Source organism: Clostridium sp. 'White wine YQ' (assembly GCF_028728205.1).
Taxonomy (GTDB): Bacteria; Bacillota; Clostridia; order Clostridiales; family Clostridiaceae; genus Clostridium_T.
In genome coordinates, this window is the sequence record NZ_JAQYUU010000001.1 from 178,427 (window position 1) to 197,039 (window position 18,613).

The following is an 18,613-nucleotide window of genomic DNA, read 5'->3' on the forward strand; positions in this document are numbered from 1 at the left end:
AATTATAAGTAGTAGTAATAAACATTGGGAGAAGGTATGCCAGAAGAATTTTTTCATTACTTAATATTGCTATTTATAATTATTTTTTTGTTTAGAATTCTTATGAAAATAAGAACTTCATGTCCAAGAAAACTTAAGATATATATGATTGTTTCATGCGTTTTTGCGTTATTATCTTTTGTTTCACAGTTTTATATAGCATTAGGAAATAATCAGCAGTTTATAATTTATTTTAAATCATTAATATACTTAGATAATCTAGCTACAATCCTTTTTTCTATCTTGATTTTGTATATATTACTTAGAAAGGAAAAGCTAGAGTTTAACTTTGCATATGTTTTATTATCTTTATTCACTCTTTCATATATAGTCTATATGTATATGGTAAAAGCATATGTGAAGGTAGATAATGATTATGGATTCATGGTGGTTTTGACTACAGATTTCATATATAGGATTACTTATGTATTGCTAATGCTTATATTATCTTCAAGTATAATTATTTTTTTAGACTATAAGTATGCTGTAAGGGTTCCATTAATTTTATTATTAAGTATAACAATAGGAGTAATATTAGAAAATATCTTATATTTATCTAATATACGGTTTTTTGCATATCCTATTATTAGCGAATTATTAGTGATTTTATTATTAAATTATTCTTTAAGTTTGTTTAAAGGACAAATAAAAGCAACAGGTACGCTTTTAAGGAAAAATCTTTAATTAACATTGTTAAATATGTTCGATAATGGAGAGTATATATAGTGAGTATATATACTCTCCATTTTTTATTAAGTTTCTATCAGGATGACTAAAGAAGGTGAAATTATGGAAGAAACAGATAATAAATTAGGATTGACAAAAACAGAAGTGGAACAAAGAAAAAAAGCTGGGTTAGTTAATGTTGTTGTAAGTCCTCCATCAAGAACATGGCTTCAGATAATTAGAGCAAATGTATTTACAAGATTTAGTGCGATAAATCTAGTGTTAGCAGCAATGGTGATCGTTGCAGGATCACCTAAAAATGCATTATTTGCCTTTGTGATAATAACAAATTCTATTATAGGGATATTCCAAGAAACTAGAGCGAAAAAAACAATTGAAGAACTTTCTCTCTTGAGTAAGTCTAAGGTTAAGGTTGTTAGAGATGGTATAGATGTGTTGATTAATTCAGAAGAAATAGTCCTTGATGATGTTATTATTTTAGAACCAGGTATTCAATTAGTTACGGATTCAGTTTTATTACCAATGGGAGACGTAGAAGTTGATGAATCAATGCTTACTGGTGAATCAGATTATATTGGGAAAAAGAAAGAAGACAACCTTTTATCAGGAAGTTTTATTGTTTCAGGTTATGGTTATGGGAAAGTAATAAAGGTAGGAGAAGATACCTATGCAGCTAAATTATCCAAAGAAGCTAAAAAATTTAAAGTTATTAATTCTGAAATGCAAGGAGCTATTAATAAAATATTAAAGTATATTATGTGGCTTATAGTACCAATAGGAACACTTTTAATTGTAACACAGATATTATTTACAAAATCCACTTGGCAAGAGGCATTTATAAGTGCAGTGGCAGGAGTAGTGGGAATGGTTCCAGAAGGCTTAGTTCTATTGACAAGTGCTACTTTTCTAGTAGGAGTAATTAGACTTTCAAAATATAAAACCTTAGTGCAAGAACTTCCTGCAACTGAAGTGTTAGCTAGAGTAGACACTATGTGCATAGATAAAACAGGAACCATAACAGAGGGGAAACTTAAGATAGTAGATATAATTCCCTGGAAGGAGAATGATATCAAAGATATAAAAGAGATTTTAGGAACCTTTATTAAAAGTTTCCCTGGAGGTAATGCGACTTTTGATGCTTTAAGAAAGGAAATACCTATATCTAACAAATACATAGTTAAACATATGGAACCCTTTGATTCAACAAAAAAGTGGAGCGGAATAGAAGTTGAAGGGATAGGAAGCTTTGTTTTGGGAGCACCTGAAATGATTGTGAAGAATGACTATATAGAAGTTAGAAGTATAGTAGAACAGGAGGCTGAAAAAGGAAGAAGAGTATTAATTTTAGCACATTTTAAACATAAAAATTTAAATGAAAATTTACCAGAAGATATTGAGCCAATGGCAATACTTTTGATGGAGGATGTTATAAGGAAAGATGCTAGCGAAACCCTTGCTTATTTTAGAAAACAGGGAGTGAATATTAAGATAATTTCGGGAGATAATCCTATTACTGTGGCATCAGTTTCCAAGAAAGTAGGAGTTGAAAACTCACATAAATATATAGATGCTAGAAACTTACCAGAGGATATAGAAGAACTTTCTAAAGTAATAGAGGAGAATGTTATTTTTGGCAGAGTGACTCCATATCAGAAACAAAAACTAGTAAAAGCTTTGCAGGCTAGTGGAAGAATAGTTGCAATGACTGGAGATGGAATTAATGATGTTTTGGCACTCAAGGAATCAGATTGCGGAATCGCTATGGCCTCAGGAAGTGATGCTACTAAAGCAGTAGCTCAGTTAGTTCTATTGGAATCAAATTTTGATGCATTACCAAGGGTAGTAGAAGAGGGAAGAAAGATGATAAATAATTTAGAGAGAGTATCAGAACTATATTTGTCTAAGACTGTATATTCAATTCTGCTTTCACTTATTTTTGCTCTTATTTTCTTGCCTTTTCCATATGATCCTATACAGTTAAGTTTAGTAGGTTCAATAGGCATTGGATTTCCATCGATGTTTTTAGCCTTGATTCCTAATAAGGCGTTGGTTCATAGAGGATTTTTAAAACGGATTTTATCTATATCAATACCAAATGGAATAAGCATCAGCTTAGGGACTCTTCTGGTATATCTTATTGCATATTATCAAGGAAGGCCAATTGAAGAGTTAAGGACCTTAAGTATATTAGTATCAGGATGTATTAGCCTATTAATTTTACTCAATGTTTCTAAGCCATTAAACTTATTTAAAGGAACCTTGGTTGCGCTAATGGCAATTGTGTTTTTCTTGTCTTTTGTAGTTAAGATATCAGCTGAATTCTTTGGCTTTAGTATAATTAATATTTTTGATGTAATATTAATTATTGCTGTAGTTGCAGTAAGCTGGGCAATGAATAATGTTTTTATAAAAATAGAAAAAAATATAAATAGACATCCATAATAGGATGAACTATTTATATTTTTTATTAAATTTAATGATTTTTTTTCTTTTTAAAGTTTTTATTGTTTGTTGAATGAGCTTTATTATTTTCTTTTCCAGCCTTAACCTTTGGAGGTGTAGGAGGAATTAAGCATTTAGGGCCAAAACCTATGAGATCTTCCCTACCAGCTTTTGTTAAAGCTTTTTTTACTAAATTATAATTCTTAGGAACTCTAAATTGTATTAAAGCTCTTTGCATATCCTTTTCTTCTTGAGTCTTTGGAGTATATATTTTTTCTCCTGTTAGTGGATGAATTCCTGTGTAAAAAATGGTAGTGGAAAGTGACCCAGGTGTTGGATAAAAATCTTGAATTTGCTCTGGATTATATCCCATTTCTTTAACGTATAAAGCGAGTTCTATAGCAGAATTTAAATCTGACCCTGGATGAGAGCTCATTAAATAAGGAACCAGAAATTGTTTTTTTCCTATTGATTTATTTATATCAAAGTATTTCTTTACGAATTTATCGTAAACATCTCGACCAGGTTTTCCCATTTGCTTTAATACCTTAGGAGCAACATGTTCAGGAGCAACCTTAAGTTGACCACTTATGTGATGTTCGCATAACTCTCTAAAAAACTCAGTGTTTTTATCGTGAATTAGGTAATCATATCTTATACCTGAACGAACAAATACTTTTTTTATACCAGGCAAACTTCTAACTTTCCTTAATACACCAAGATATTCAGTATGATCTATTATTAAGTTGCTGCAAGGTTTTGGAAACATACATTGTTTGTCTCTACAGGTTCCATGCTCTTCTTGCTTTTTACATGATTTGTGTCTGAAATTAGCAGTAGGACCTCCAATGTCATGAATATAACCTTTGAAATCATCTAACGTAGTTAAGATCTTAGCTTCATCTACTATAGATTCAGAACTTCTATTTTGGATGATTCTTCCTTGATGGAAGGTTAGCGCACAGAAAGAGCAAGAACCATAACATCCTCTATGTGAAGTTATAGAAAACTTAACTTCTGTTATTGCAGGAATACCCCCTTCAGAATCATAAATAGGATGAGGCTTTCTGGTATAAGGAAGATTATATGTAAAATCCATTTCTTCTTGAGTTAATGGAGCTTGAGGAATATTCTGAACTAAAAATCTATCACCATGAGGTTGAATAATAGTTTTTCCTCTAATTGGATCTTGTTCATAAAACTCAATACTATAACTTTCATTATATGCTAATTTGTCTGTTGACACTTCTTCAAAAGAAGGGACTAATATATAATTTTTTAAGCTTGAAATATCCTTAGTCAAGTAACAAGTTCCATTAACACTTGTAAGTTTTGATATATCTAATCCATAGCGTAATAAATCAGCTATTTGAACAACTGGTTTTTCACCCATTCCATATATTAAAAGATCGGCCTTTGAATCTAATAAAATACTTCTTCTTACTTTATTATCCCAATAATCATAGTGTGCAAATCTTCTCAAAGAAGCTTCTATTCCACCAATAATGATTGGAACATCCTTATAGGCTTCTTTAATTCTATTACAATATACAATTACTGCTCTATCAGGTCTATGACCAGATTTTCCTCCAGGAGAATATAAATCATCACTTCTTCTTCTTTTAGCAGTAGTATAGTGGTTAACCATGGAGTCTATATTTCCTGAATTAACTAGGAAGGCATACTTAGGCTTACCTAGTTTTTTAAAGTCGTCAGCGTTATTCCAATTAGGTTGAGCTATAATTCCTACAGTATATCCTTGAGCCTCTAAGGTTCTTCCTATAATAGCAGTTCCAAATGAGGGATGGTCTACATAAGCATCACCAGTAACAATAATAAAATCTAATTGCTCTATATTTCTCTTTATTAAATCCTGTTTATTTATGGGTAAAAATTCTTTAACTAAATTCATTAGAAAATCGACCTTTCCATTTCAGTTTCATAATCAATATATGATAACACATCATTAGAAATAATAGCAACTTAAATGCCTTAAAACTTAGTTTTTTTGTTGCTTTTTTACCTAGATATAATATAATGAATTAGGAATTAAATTATTTTGAAATGAAAGGGTGAAAAAAGTGGAGGCAGGACCGGAAGGTAGTTCGATATACAAAGTTATAACAAATGAATACATGGAAGGAATTGGTCTTCATACCCTAAGAGTATAAACATGCCTATTCCTTCTTATAAAAAGTAAAAATTAAATAAGGAGGAGTAGGCGTGAAAAAGTTAAATGTGTTTCTATACAGCTCAATTCTGAATAAAAAGGTATATGACGAATTTGATGATGTACTTGGAATTTTAAAGGATGCATATGTTACGACTGAAGAGGGATACCCACGTATTATTGGATATAGGGTGAAAAAAGGAAATGTAATGTATGAATTTGAATTTAGAAATATAGATTTTTATTTAAATGATAATAGTAAAATTGTTATTAAAACAAGAGGTAGCAAAGAAATTCTTCCTAGGAGTTATAGTTATCTACTATCTCAAAATCTATTAGATAAAAACATAGTAGATATAAATGGAAAGCAAGTAGTAAGAGTAAATGATCTTAGAATAGTTGAGATTGCAGGTGAGTATAGAGTTGTAGCAGTTGAAACAGGAACATTAGCTATCTATAGAAGAAAAGGCATTGAGAAAATGGTACAGCCTATAATGAAATTATTTCATAAAGATATAGATGAGCAAGCTATTATGTGGGATGATGTTGAATCCTTAGAATTAGTTAATGATTCACTACAGATTACAGACCCTTATCAAAAGCTATCAAAGCTACATCCAGCAGATTTAGCAGATATATTAGAAGACTTGGATTCTCAATATAGAAAAAAAATATTTGAAACACTAGATGAAGATTTAATGGCAGATACTTTAGAGGAAATGGAACCAGAATACAAGGGGACAGTAATCAAAGAGTTATCTGAACTTAAGCAGGCAGAAGTATTGGAAAACCTACCTAATGATGAAATTGCTGATATCTTGGATGAATTAGACGATGAATCAAGAGAAAAAATACTTATTTCATTAGAAAAAGGTGATGCAGAAGAAGTTAAAGAACTTCTTTCATATGAAGATGAAACTGCAGGAAGTATAATGAATAAAGATTTTATTGCTTTAAATATAGATATTACAGTAAGGGAAGCAATAGAAATATTTAGAGAAACTAAGCCGGATGATGAAGTAATGTATTCCATATATATTACTGATGGGGAAGGAAAGTTACTTGGTTCAGTTGCGTTAAAAGATCTAATTATGAATGAGGATAATGTGAAACTTTCTGAAATAATGAATGATAAAGTTGAGAAGGTAACACATAATGATTCATTAGATGAATTGGTAGAAAAGGAAAGTAAATATGACCTTTTATCCATTCCTGTAGTAGATGATGAAAATAAGCTGTTAGGAATTGTTTTAATGCACGACTTAGTAGATGAAATATTGTTGCCGTTTTGGAGAAAGAAAAATAGAAAAGCAGTTTAATTAAAGTATAAAATAAATATTATTTATAAATATAGAGGAATAACTTAAAAATGATTATTTAAACAATAATATCATTTGTAAGTTATTCCTCAAATGCTTTGAATGTAAAATATTAGAACGAGTGTGAAAATAATAAGTTTCTTCATACATTATTATTAAATTAATAAGGAATAATAGAAAAAGGTAAGGATTCAAAAAAAATAAAAATAAAAGTTTGAAAAAACTTGTTGACTTTTAGAATAAAGAGCATATAATTAAGTATATAAACCATATCAAAATAGTGGGAATTAAAAGTTGTGAAAAAGAAGAGTAACTTAGAGGAAAAGTTAAGATAACTAATTTAAGGGGATAATTTAAATTCGGTTAATCCGTTAGTTATCTAGAAAGAGAGAAGGCGGTGGTGGAAAGCCTTTACTTAAATCTTTGTGAAGTGCGCTTTGGAGCTGATATCCTGAAAAATTACTTTAGTAGGGTTATCCGGATTTCATCCGTTAAAATGATTTTAAGGTGAAGCGTTATGTGCTTAATTAGAGTGGAACCGCGGGTTATCTCGTCTCTATAATTTATTAGAGATTGGGATTTTTTTTTACCCTTTAGGAATTTACAAAATTTTAAAAAATTAATATAAAGATACATGGAGGTATATAGTATGATTTATGAAAATGCGTTACAATTAGTAGGAAACACACCCGTATTAAAGGTAAAGACTTTAACTGATGAGAATTCAGCAGAAGTTTATGTTAAACTTGAAAAGTTTAATCCAGGTGGAAGTGTAAAAGATAGAGCTGCACTTGGAATGATTGAAAAAGCAGAAGAATTAGGTTTATTAAAACCAGGATCAACAATAGTTGAACCAACTTCTGGTAACACTGGAATAGCAATTGCTATGATAGGAAAACTTAAAGGCTATAGAGTAGTTATAACTATGCCTGAAACAATGAGTAAAGAAAGAAGAGACCTTTTAAAAGCTTATGGTGCTGAATTAATATTAACTGAAGGTGCTAAAGGTATGAAAGGAGCAATAGCTAAAGCTACAGAATTAGTTGAGCAAGAAGGATACTTTATGCCACAACAATTTACTAATTTAGCTAATCCAGAAAAACACTATGAAACTACAGCAGAAGAAATATATAAGGATATTCCAGATTTAGATGCTTTTGTATCAGGAGTTGGTACTGGCGGTACTGTAACTGGAGTTGGTAAGAACTTAAAGAATAACCATAAATCTGATGTTAAAGTCATAGCTGTTGAGCCAGCAAAATCACCTGTATTATCAGGCGGAAATCCAGGACCACATAAAATACAAGGTATTGGAGCAGGTTTCGTTCCAGATATATACGATGCAAGCGTTATTGATGAAATAATTCAAGTAACTGAAGAAGATGCATTTAAAACTGCAAAAGACTTTGCTACAAAAGAAGGAGTTCTAATAGGAATTTCAGCTGGTGGAGCATTATATGCAGCACTTCAAGTTGCTAAAAAGCTTGGACAAGGTAAAAAAGTATTAGTAATAGCTCCAGATGGAGGAGAAAAATACATTTCTATGGGCCTATATGATTAATTAATGTAGGATGTGGTAAGCTTGTTTAAAAATCTAAGATATGATGTTAATAGTGTCATGAAAAATGACCCAGCTGCAAGAAGTTTTATTGAAGTACTATTGCTTTATCCTGGGATACATGCTTTGATTGCATATAGAATATCACATTATTTCTATACAAAAAAAATGTTTTTCTTAGCCAGACTTATTTCTCAGATTGCTAGATTTCTCACTGGAATTGAAATTCACCCTGGAGCTAAAATAGGCAGAGGTTTAGTAATAGACCATGGAATGGGTGTTGTAATTGGTGAGACAGCAGAAATTGGTAATGACGTTTTAATATATCATGGTGTAACATTAGGTGGAACTGGTAAGCAAAAAGGGAAAAGGCATCCTACGATTGGAAGTAATGTAGTAATAGGAAGTGGTGCAAAGGTTCTAGGACCTATTGAGGTTTCTGATGGTGCCAAAATAGGCGCAAATTCAGTAGTTTTAAAAGATGTTCCCAAAGATGCTACAGCAGTTGGTGCTCCAGCAAGGAATATTGTTAAGACTTCAGCAACTATTATTGAAATTACTGATGTCAGAGGAAAAATGAGAAAAATGTTTAATGAAATGGTGATTTGATTATATGAAAAAGAACGTTAAGGATAAGATTTTAGAGCACTGTAATTCATTAGGACTAGATTTAGTTGGATTTACGGAGTGTAGAGTTTTTGATGAGCTTAGAGGTTTTTATGAAAGTAGGAAAGAACTTTCTCTTGAAAATGAGTTTGAAGAGAAGGACATAAATAAAAGAGTGAATCCTAACCATTACTATAATAAGGGGAAGACTATAGTTTCTATAGCTTTCCCTTATCTTCATGCATGTGAATATGTTGATAATGGATTTTCTGTTTATACACGAGGGAATGACTATCACAAGGTTGTTTTAGAATACCTAGAAAAAATTGCAGGTTTTATTAGGGAGTTAGGAGGAGAAGCTTATTGTTTCGTTGATTCTAACACTTTACCTGAAAGATACATAGCATATCTAGCAGGCATAGGATTTATAGGGAAAAACAATATGCTTATAACTGAGAAATATGGTTCATATGTTTTTTTAGGCGAAATAATAACTGATCTTGAAGTAGAAAATTCTACGAACTTAACATTTGAGAGTTTAAATAAATTTATTAATTGTGGAGAGTGTAGTATATGTTATAATGAATGCCCAACAAAAGCAATTAATAGCAAAAGAAAAAATCCTAATATATGTTTATCTTATATCACTCAAAAGAAAGATATTGGGGATATCTGGTTTGATAAATTGGAAGGAAGGATTTTTGGATGTGATAGTTGTCAAAAACTATGTCCATATAATGAAAAAGCAAAAAGTAGTAGTTTGAAGGAATTCTATCCTTTAGACTTTATGAATGAGGAAGATAGCAAAAAACTAATTTACATAAATAATGAAGAGTTTAAGAATAAGTTAAAGATAACCTCCTGTGGTTGGAGAGGGAAAAACGTCATAATTAGAAACTCACTAATAAGGAATTATGAGAAAAATAAAAAGGAATTTGAAGATATTAAATTTCAATCACCATACTTAAAAGACTATTTGAATAGACTTTATGAGAAAAGTAATTTATAATTGGGGTAGAAAATTCATAATATAGGGTTTTTTATAGGAAACTTAATTTACTCTTGTTTGAAAATGTCGGCTTCTGGACATTTTCAGGCATGAATAAATTATTAGTTGAACTTAAAACCCCAATATATGTTTAAATTATGAATTTAAAACCATTTATTTAGTGAGGGGAAAAGAAAATGATATCAAAGTCTTTAGCAAAAGTTATAAATGTACTGCCTGAAAAGTGGTTCATAATCATAGCAAGAAAATTAGCAAATGGGTATATAAGCAGATATGCTCAATTAAATGTAGAAGGATTTGAAAATATTGATAGAGCTAAGGGAGCTAAGATATTTATATGCAATCATTTAAGTAATTCAGATGGATTGATTTTAAATAAACTTCTAAAGGAAAAATATGATCCGTTCTTTATTGCTGGTGTCAAATTGTCTAATGACCCAGTAACTAACTTAGGAGCAAAGATAGTTAAGACTATTAATATAAAACCTAATTCAGCAGATAAAGATGCCATTATGAATATTGTAAAGACCGTTAGAGCAGGAAATAATATTTTAATATTTCCAGAAGGAACAAGAAGTAGGACTGGTTCCATGATCGAAGCTAAAAAAGGTATTCTATTAATTGCAAGATTAACTAAAGCCGAGATAGTGCCAATTGGTATGGAGGGTAGTGAAATATTATTACCTATAAATAAAGATGGTGAAATGGCAAAAGAAAAATGGAATCACTCAAAAGTTACTGTGAAATTTGGAGAACCATTTACACTTCCATTAAAAGAGATGGATGAGGATAAACATCAATACGATGATAGAGTTTTGGTATACATTATGAAAAATATAGCTAAACTATTACCAGAAAAGTATAGAGGATTTTATTCTTAAATTTATATTATATATAATGCATTAAAGGGTTTACATGTATTACCATGAGATGTAATATGGTTTTTGTATTATATAAGTAAAGGAGGAGCTATGAAAAAAAGTACTGGAAAAATTTTAGAACTTTTAAAAGAAGCATATCCAGATGCAAAGTGTGAATTAGACCATAACTCACCTTTTCAACTTCTAGTAGCGACCATACTTTCTGCACAGACAACGGATAAGAAAGTTAATGAGGTTACAGAGAGTTTGTTTAAAGAGTATCCTGACTTAGATAGCTTTCTAACTTTAACCCATGAAGAATTGGAAAATAGAATAAAACAAATAGGTTTATATAGAAATAAAGCAAAAAATATTTACTTAATGTGTAGACAATTAAAAGAAAAATTTAATGGTGAAGTTCCTAATACTATGGAAGGAATTACATCATTAGCAGGGGCAGGTCGTAAGACTGCTAATGTTGTATTGTCAAATGCATTTGGAGTGCCTGCTATAGCAGTAGATACTCATGTTTTTAGAGTTTCAAATAGAATTGGTTTAGCAAAGGCAAATAATGTAGAAAAAACTGAAGAACAATTGATGAAGGAAATACCTAAAAATCAGTGGTCTCATGCTCACCATTTACTAATATTTCATGGTAGAAGATGTTGTACTGCGAGAAAACCAAATTGTGAAGGCTGCATTATTAACAAGTATTGTGATTACTTCAAAACTATAAATAAAGATTAGATTTTTTATGAAAGATTTCTTGAGAGTAGAGGCTTAATACTTCTACTTTTTTATTTTGTCGTAATCTATTGTATGTGAAATTTCACAATAAACAGGATTTTTTATAAATAATATAGTTTAATTAGCATACTTGTTAATTGCCAATTAAGCTTTAAAGGTTTATAATAAACAAAGATTTTATTATTTGGAGGGTTCATTAATGAAAGTTGGAGTAATTATGGGTGGTGTTTCTTCTGAAAGAGACATATCTATAGCTAGTGGTAATTCTGTAGTAGAAAATCTTGATAAAAATAAATATGAAGTAGTACCAATACTTTTGAATAGTAAAGAAGAATTAGTGGAAAAAGTAAAAGGGATAGATTTTGCATTACTTGCACTACATGGTAAATTCGGTGAAGATGGCGCTGTACAGGCTGTTCTTGAAACATTAGGAATTCCATATTCAGGATGTGGAATAATGAGTTCTTCTGTTTGTATGGACAAAGATATGACTAAAAAAGTATTAAAAGCTTGCGACATCAGAACTGCAAGATGGTTTAATGTTTCATCAATTGAAGAAATTAATTATGAAGTTATAGAGGAATTTGGATATCCAGTTGTAGTTAAACCTAATTCTGGAGGATCTTCTGTAGCAACATTTGTTGTAAATGATAAAGATAGTATTGAAGGCTGTGTAGCAGAAGCACTTAAATGGGATTCTGAAGTAATGATAGAAGAATACATTAAAGGCGATGAAATAACATGTCCAGTTATTGATGGAAAACTATATCCTATCATTGCAATAAAACCTAAATCTTCGTTCTTTGATTATGCATCAAAATATTCAGATGGCGGAGCAGATGAATTTGTGGTTGAATTAGAAGAAGAGCTTTATACAGAAGTACAGAAAATGGCATTCGCAACCTATAAGGCATTGAAATGTTCAGTTTATGCTAGAGTAGATATGATTGTTAAAGAAGGCGTTCCTTATATTTTAGAAGTGAACACATTACCAGGAATGACTAAGAATTCCCTTATACCTAAGAGTGCAGCAGGAATAAATATTGAATTTAATGAACTTTTAGATATTATTATAGATAAATCATTAAAGGTTTCAAGAAATTAAGAACTATAAATTATAACAGAGGTGTCTAAAATATTAGGCACCTCTTATATTTTTTTATTCTTTAGGAATTTATAATATTTTAAAGTTGTGGATAACATTATAAGTTTGAATTATAATCTAAGGATTTACTATAGGGTTTTAAGTTTAACTAAAAATTTATTCATGCCTGAAAAGGTCCAGAAACCGACTTTTCAAACAAGAATAAAAAATAGAATTAGTCGCCTGCCAAAGTTTCCTCACATGCGTTTGGAAAGGAAGATGCGAGAAAAAAATCGACGGCTCATAATCGCCTTGACGATTTTTTATAAGATATTAATATAATTATGGTAAAAGATAATAATAAATAAAGGAAAAGTTAGTTGTCTAAAGAAGCAATTAAGCATTTATGAGTATAATGTAATTAAGGAAATATTAAGAATTTATACTTTGTTTTCTAAAGAATTTCATATTAAAATATAATTATAAAACTACGAAGGATGGGGATTTATGGATAAGGTTAAAGATAATATTAAGCACATTTGGTTATTTGGAATATATGGAATAATAGGCTCTTTATATGGGGTTTTTAATAAACCTTGGAATGAAGTTAGTAACCTTACAACAATATTTGATATGAAGATACCCTTCCTAAAAATATTTATAATACCCTACTACAGTTGGTATGTATTTTTAGTGGGCGGAGTTTTGTTTTTGATGTTTAATGATAAAAAGAGTTATTATAAAGCTGTATACTCTTTGTGTATAGGAGTTGCTGTATGTTATGTAATATATTTATTATTCCAAACTACGTTAGTAAGACCTGTAGTAGTGGGAAATGATTTCCTATCTAGGTTAGTTAAATACACATATCAGAATGATAATCCATTTAATTTGTTTCCAAGTATACATGTTTATACAACTACTGTAATTGGGTATTTCTTATTAGGACTGAAAAATCTTAAAGCTTATCAAAAATCAATGATATTAACTTTAGCTATATCAATAATCTTATCAACAGTTTTTGTTAAACAACATCTTATTTTAGATGTAATTTCAGCATTAGGATTAGGTTACTTTGTAATAAATGGAATAAATTTATTAGAGGAAAGGATAGGGGCTTCGAAGGATGAGGAAAGAGAAGGTACTTATAGTTGATGATGAAAAGGAAATAAGGGATTTGGTAGATATATATTTAAAGGGAGAAGGCTTTGAAACTATAAAAGCTGGCGATGGAGAAGAAGCGCTTAAGATACTAAGTGATGAAGAGGTTGATCTTGTTATACTTGATATAATGATGCCTAAGGTTGATGGGATAGAAGCTTGCCTTAAAATAAGGGAAGAAAAAAATATTCCGATTATAATGCTTTCAGCAAAAACACAAGATATAGATAAAATCCTTGGATTAAACACAGGAGCAGACGATTATGTTACTAAACCATTTAATCCATTAGAATTGATTGCTAGAGTAAAATCACAATTAAGAAGATTTAAGAGACTAAATCAAGCGATTATAAATGAGGAAACCGGTTTTAAGGTAAAAGAAAATTCTAATGTTATACAGGCTGATGAATTAGTTATTAATTTAGAAAGTCATCAAATATTTTTAAATGACGAAGAAGTAAAGTTAACACCGATAGAATTCGATATACTTGCTCTTCTTGCAAAAAACAAAGGAAAAGTATTTTCTATTGAAAATATATACGAAAGTGTATGGAATGAACAATTTATACAATCCGATAATACAGTAATGGTTCATATAAGAAAAATAAGAGAAAAACTAGAGGAAAATCCAAGAAACCCTAAATATATAAAGACAGTATGGGGAGTAGGTTATAAAATTGATAAATAAAATTAATAGAAGATTAAATAGAATACTAAATATGAAGATTATGAAGCCTATAAAGATAATTTATAGGCTTTTTAACGAAAGAATGGAGAAAAGCATAAGATTTGAACTGGTTGTTGTATTCGGAATATGTTTTCTTCTTGCATTTTTTTCATATGGAGTATTTAATAAGATGTTCTCTAGAACTATAACATCCGAATACATTGAATACTATTTTAATTATGGCGAAGAATATTATCAGAACTTTGTATATGAAATAAACAAAAGTAATGTGGACATAAAAAATAAGCAGCAGATGGATACTTTCTTTGCAAAAAAAGATTTACATAATTCAAGTTTGGCAATTGTTAATGCTGACGGGAAGATATACTATAAGATGAATTACACTGCAAGTGATCAGGTGGATTTACAAGAGATATTTAAGAGTACACTTAACAATGGAGCAAATGAAAGTGAAAAAGCTTATGTATATCCAGCAAAAGTTAAAGGTGAAAATGTATTTTTAATTTTTGATGTTAAGGCTGAAAATAGGATAAATTATAAACACTACACCGTGAATAATAGTTTCTTTGCCCTGTTAGGCTCTTTAGTGGTATTCGTATTTGCATTTATTAGAATTACAAATGATAAAATGAAATATATTGAAGAGATATCTAGAGATTTAAAGATTATAGCAGAAGGAGACTTAAAACATAGGATTAATGAAAAAGGTAATGATGAACTTAAAATTTTAGCAGAGAATATTAACTATATGGCTAATAAAATAAATACAAACATTGAGAAAGAAAGAACAATTGAAAAAACTAAAAATGATTTAGTTACAAATGTATCTCATGATTTAAGAACTCCATTAACTTCAGTAATGGGATACTTAGGATTAGTTAAAGAAGGTAAATATGAAAGCGAAGAGCAAATGCACGAGTATTTAAACATTGCTTTTTCAAAGGCTGAGAGATTAAAAATATTAATTGAAGACTTGTTTGAATTTACAAAACTAACAAATGAGGGAATAAAACTTAATCCGATAGACGTTAATATAGTGGAATTCTTATCTCAGATTACGGATGAAATGATGCCTTTGTTTGAAGAAAGTGAATTGAATGTTATTCAGTCCTATCCGAATGAAAAGATCATGGTTTCATTAGATCCAGATAAAATGGTAAGGGTTTTCGAAAATCTATTAACCAATACTATAAAATATTCTTATAAGAATTCAGATGTAAAGGTATCTATCTGGAGAATAAAAGATAAGGTGTTTATAGCTGTGAAAAATAAAGGTTCTAGAATAGAGAGAGAAAAGCTAAATCAAATATTTGAAAGATTTTACAGAATGGATGAGGCAAGAACAAGTACAACCTCAGGTAGCGGCCTAGGTTTAGCCATAGCTAAAAATATTGTTTACATGCATGAGGGAGAAATATGGGCAGAATCATTAGGTGATAATATAAGCTTTATTATAAGATTAAATTGTAAAAACTAAATGTAACTTTTTAACTACTACTTGGATATCTTATTATAGAAGAAATTATTTGGAGGCAAAGGATGCAGGATAAGAATCCTCGTAGTCTTTTCGGACTAGATATTAATGAGTATACTCAAGGGGTGAATTTTCAAGTAATAGCTAGAAGTTATGATTTTTTATACTTAAGAGCATCTGGTTCATCAACAGGAACTTTTAGGGTAGATAAAAAGTTTATTGATTTTGCAAAATCATCTAGGAATTATGGAATTCCAGTAGGAGCCTATCATTATGCACTTCCATCATATGATTTAACCACAGCAGACAGTCAATGCGATAATTTTATAAATACACTTCAGCTCGGATTTGGGAATCGTGATTATGGAGATTTATTTCCAGTACTTGATGTGGAGGCACCACAAGATAAGTCAATTTCTACAGCTGGTCTTATTAATTGGGTAGATAGATTCAGAAAGAGGTTTGAAAAAAAGACTAATCGTAGACTAATGCTATATACAGGGACATTCTTTATAGATATCTACAACAATTTTTATATACCTGGTAGAGGATATCCGTTAAGTGATATGCCACTATGGATTGCAATGTATAGAGAAATCCCAGGAAATCCTCCAATTCCACCGAATGTAGGAGGATGGACTAGGTGGAGAATATGGCAATATACAGAAAAAGGAGTAGCAAAAGGAGCAAACCCACCTAATGATTTAAACTGGGGGCCAGATAATATAGCATACCTAATGCCACCGGCAATAGTTCAAGGATTATTTGCAACTATGGATAGTAATAACATATATGTTACCTGGAAACCTAACACAGAACCAGACCTTAATGGATATAACATCTTCGTAAATGGTGAATATTATACTACTACAGATAAAAATCAAAATAGAGTTGTTATACCAATAAGAAAATTAAATATCCCTCAAAATCAATCCATTAAAATAGAAATTCATGCTTTTGATAAAGACAGAGAAATATCTAAGCGAAGAAGTGCTTATATATTAAACCCATTAAGTAGAGAAAGTAAAGTTGATAATAATCAGATATATTTTAGTGGAGAGTATTTATTTTTCACTTAAACAAAAAGTAATTTTTCATGTGGATGCAACTCAAAGCATCCACTTTTTATTATGTTACAAATTTCTACAACGATTTAAATTTATTAATATTAAAGTAAAAATTCTTAAGAAAAATATAAATTTTTTGTTAGAATAAATTAGTTTATTGTATAAGTAATTTGTAGTATAATAGATTTGCGTATGTAGAGAGGAGAATATGATGAAAAAGGACTCAAAGGAAAATAAATTTAGAATAAATAAAAAAGTAGTTGTTCCAATACTAGTTATAATAGCCGTAATTTTATCCGGAACCTCAGCTTATGCATTATTTACTAATAGTAAGATAAAAGCCTGGTCAGATCAAGTATACCCAGGAGTTAAAGTTCAAGGCGTGGACTTATCTGGAAAAACAAAAGAGCAAGTACTACAAATTCTAAAAGATAATTTTGTAGATAAAATTAAAGATAAAAAGATTAACCTGAAGGTTAATGAGACAAGTTTTTCATTAGGTTATTCAGAGCTTTCTACTGAGTTTGATGTTGAAAAGACTGCAAATGATGCATTAGCAGTAGGTAAGGATTCTAGTTTTTTAGGTAAAAAAGCATGGATTGATGGTAAAAATAATAAGAACTTATCTATAGATTTTAAATATGATGAAAAAAAATTAGATGCTTTTAAACAAAAAATTACTAGTGAAATGAATAAACCTGCAAAAGCGGCATCCATTTCTGTAAGTAATGGAAATATATCAATTACACCAGAACAAAATGGTGTAAAGATAAATGAAGATGAATTAACATCTAAACTTAAAGAATCAATTAATGGTGAAATTGGTAAAGATACTGAAATTGCTATGACAACAGTTGAGGACAAACCTTCCATTACAAAGGATCAGCTTTCTAAGATAACTGGAAAAATGTCATCATATCAAACAAGTTATGCTACATCTAATCCTGGAAGATCTACAAATGTAGAATTAGCAACAAGTCATATTAATGGTAAGTTATTAATGCCGGGTGATGTTTTTAGCTATAATGAAACTGTTGGGGAAAGAACCTACGCAAGAGGATTTAAAGATGCAGCAATTTTTGTAGGAGATAAAGTGGAAGATGGTCTAGGTGGCGGAATATGTCAGGTATCAACAACTCTTTATAGAGCTGTTATGGCTGCAAACTTAAGATCCGTTGAAAGAACAAACCATTCCATGCCAACAAGTTATTCTCAACCTGGTTTAGATGCGACAGTTGTATGGGGAGTATTGGATTATAAATTTAAAAATACTTATGATTTCCCAGTTTATATTGAAGCTTTCACAGCAAGTAGAAATGTATATGTTAATATATATGGAAATGTTGAAAGCATGCAAGGAAAAACTTATCAATTAGTTGCAGAAACCTTAGAGACAATTCAACCAACAACAACTACTGTTGATGATTCTACTTTACCAGAAGGAGAAACTTCGTGGGATAAAAAACCTGTAGTAGGTTATAAAGTAAGAAGTTATCAAGTAACTTATCAAGGTGGCAAGGAAATAAATAGAGAAGCTATTGCAACAGATACCTATAAGAAGGTTGATGGAGTTTTAAAAAGAGGAACTAAAAAGGTTGAACAACCTAAGGCTCCAGCTGATACTAACAAAACATCTTAATATCTTAGCGATTAACATAAGGTTATAGATAGTAAATTAATTACTAGCTATAACCTTATTTGT

15 protein-coding genes and 1 other annotated feature are annotated in these 18,613 nt (G+C 30.2%); of the genes, 14 read left to right on the forward strand and 1 reads right to left on the reverse strand.

Features of this window, described 5'->3' with window-relative positions:
• Positions 1 to 36: 36 nt before the first annotated feature.
• Together PTZ02_RS00900 and PTZ02_RS00905 are read left to right on the forward strand one after the other, a co-directional pair.
• Positions 37 to 723, forward strand: coding sequence for a hypothetical protein (locus PTZ02_RS00900; RefSeq protein WP_274225953.1), 687 nt, complete (start codon positions 37 to 39; stop codon positions 721 to 723).
• Between the two features lie 105 nt (positions 724 to 828).
• Positions 829 to 3,168 (forward strand): HAD-IC family P-type ATPase, encoded by a 2,340-nt coding sequence (locus PTZ02_RS00905; RefSeq protein ID WP_274225954.1) that lies wholly within the window; start codon positions 829 to 831, stop codon positions 3,166 to 3,168.
• 31 nt (positions 3,169 to 3,199) lie between these two features.
• Here the strand turns inward: PTZ02_RS00905 and PTZ02_RS00910 are convergent, their stop codons facing one another.
• The gene (locus tag PTZ02_RS00910; protein WP_274225955.1) at positions 3,200 to 5,080 is read right to left on the reverse strand and encodes a YgiQ family radical SAM protein; all 1,881 of its coding nucleotides are present in this window, start codon (positions 5,078 to 5,080) and stop codon (positions 3,200 to 3,202) included.
• 311 nt (positions 5,081 to 5,391) lie between these two features.
• Between PTZ02_RS00910 and PTZ02_RS00915 the strand changes: the two genes are divergently transcribed.
• From PTZ02_RS00915 to PTZ02_RS00970, 12 genes are all read left to right on the forward strand, one after another.
• Positions 5,392 to 6,657 (forward strand): magnesium transporter, encoded by a 1,266-nt coding sequence (locus tag PTZ02_RS00915; protein WP_274225956.1) that lies wholly within the window; start codon positions 5,392 to 5,394, stop codon positions 6,655 to 6,657.
• A gap of 287 nt (positions 6,658 to 6,944) precedes the next feature.
• Positions 6,945 to 7,218 (forward strand) — a binding site (T-box leader).
• A gap of 88 nt (positions 7,219 to 7,306) precedes the next feature.
• Positions 7,307 to 8,218 carry a cysteine synthase A gene (gene cysK, locus PTZ02_RS00920; RefSeq protein WP_274225957.1) on the forward strand — a complete coding sequence of 304 codons (912 nt, stop codon included), beginning with the start codon at positions 7,307 to 7,309 and terminating at the stop codon, positions 8,216 to 8,218.
• A gap of 21 nt (positions 8,219 to 8,239) precedes the next feature.
• Entirely contained in the window at positions 8,240 to 8,824 is a 585-nt protein-coding gene (epsC, locus tag PTZ02_RS00925; protein WP_274225958.1) for a serine O-acetyltransferase EpsC, read from the forward strand.
• 4 nt (positions 8,825 to 8,828) lie between these two features.
• Positions 8,829 to 9,830 carry a tRNA epoxyqueuosine(34) reductase QueG gene (gene queG, locus PTZ02_RS00930; protein WP_274225959.1) on the forward strand — a complete coding sequence of 334 codons (1,002 nt, stop codon included), beginning with the start codon at positions 8,829 to 8,831 and terminating at the stop codon, positions 9,828 to 9,830.
• Positions 9,831 to 10,006: 176 nt separating this feature from the next.
• Positions 10,007 to 10,711, forward strand: coding sequence for a lysophospholipid acyltransferase family protein (locus tag PTZ02_RS00935; RefSeq protein WP_274225960.1), 705 nt, complete (start codon positions 10,007 to 10,009; stop codon positions 10,709 to 10,711).
• A gap of 90 nt (positions 10,712 to 10,801) precedes the next feature.
• Entirely contained in the window at positions 10,802 to 11,437 is a 636-nt protein-coding gene (nth, locus tag PTZ02_RS00940) for an endonuclease III (protein WP_274225961.1), read from the forward strand.
• Between the two features lie 199 nt (positions 11,438 to 11,636).
• Positions 11,637 to 12,542, forward strand: coding sequence for a D-alanine--D-alanine ligase (locus PTZ02_RS00945; RefSeq protein WP_274225962.1), 906 nt, complete (start codon positions 11,637 to 11,639; stop codon positions 12,540 to 12,542).
• A gap of 486 nt (positions 12,543 to 13,028) precedes the next feature.
• Positions 13,029 to 13,676, forward strand: a complete 648-nt coding sequence (locus tag PTZ02_RS00950; RefSeq protein WP_274225963.1) for a phosphatase PAP2 family protein — start codon at positions 13,029 to 13,031, stop codon at positions 13,674 to 13,676.
• A complete protein-coding gene (locus PTZ02_RS00955; protein ID WP_274225964.1) occupies positions 13,648 to 14,370 on the forward strand; it encodes a response regulator transcription factor in 723 nt (240 codons plus the stop codon). The genes PTZ02_RS00950 and PTZ02_RS00955 overlap by 29 nt, the downstream gene beginning before the upstream one ends.
• Positions 14,360 to 15,847, forward strand: a complete 1,488-nt coding sequence (locus PTZ02_RS00960) for a sensor histidine kinase (protein WP_274225965.1) — start codon at positions 14,360 to 14,362, stop codon at positions 15,845 to 15,847. The genes PTZ02_RS00955 and PTZ02_RS00960 overlap by 11 nt, the downstream gene beginning before the upstream one ends.
• Before the next feature lie 62 nt (positions 15,848 to 15,909).
• Entirely contained in the window at positions 15,910 to 16,923 is a 1,014-nt protein-coding gene (locus tag PTZ02_RS00965; RefSeq protein ID WP_274225966.1) for a glycoside hydrolase family 25 protein, read from the forward strand.
• A gap of 199 nt (positions 16,924 to 17,122) precedes the next feature.
• Positions 17,123 to 18,550: a VanW family protein gene (locus PTZ02_RS00970; protein ID WP_274225967.1), complete on the forward strand. Its 1,428-nt coding sequence runs from the start codon at positions 17,123 to 17,125 to the stop codon at positions 18,548 to 18,550.
• The last annotated feature ends 63 nt before the right edge of the window (positions 18,551 to 18,613 follow it).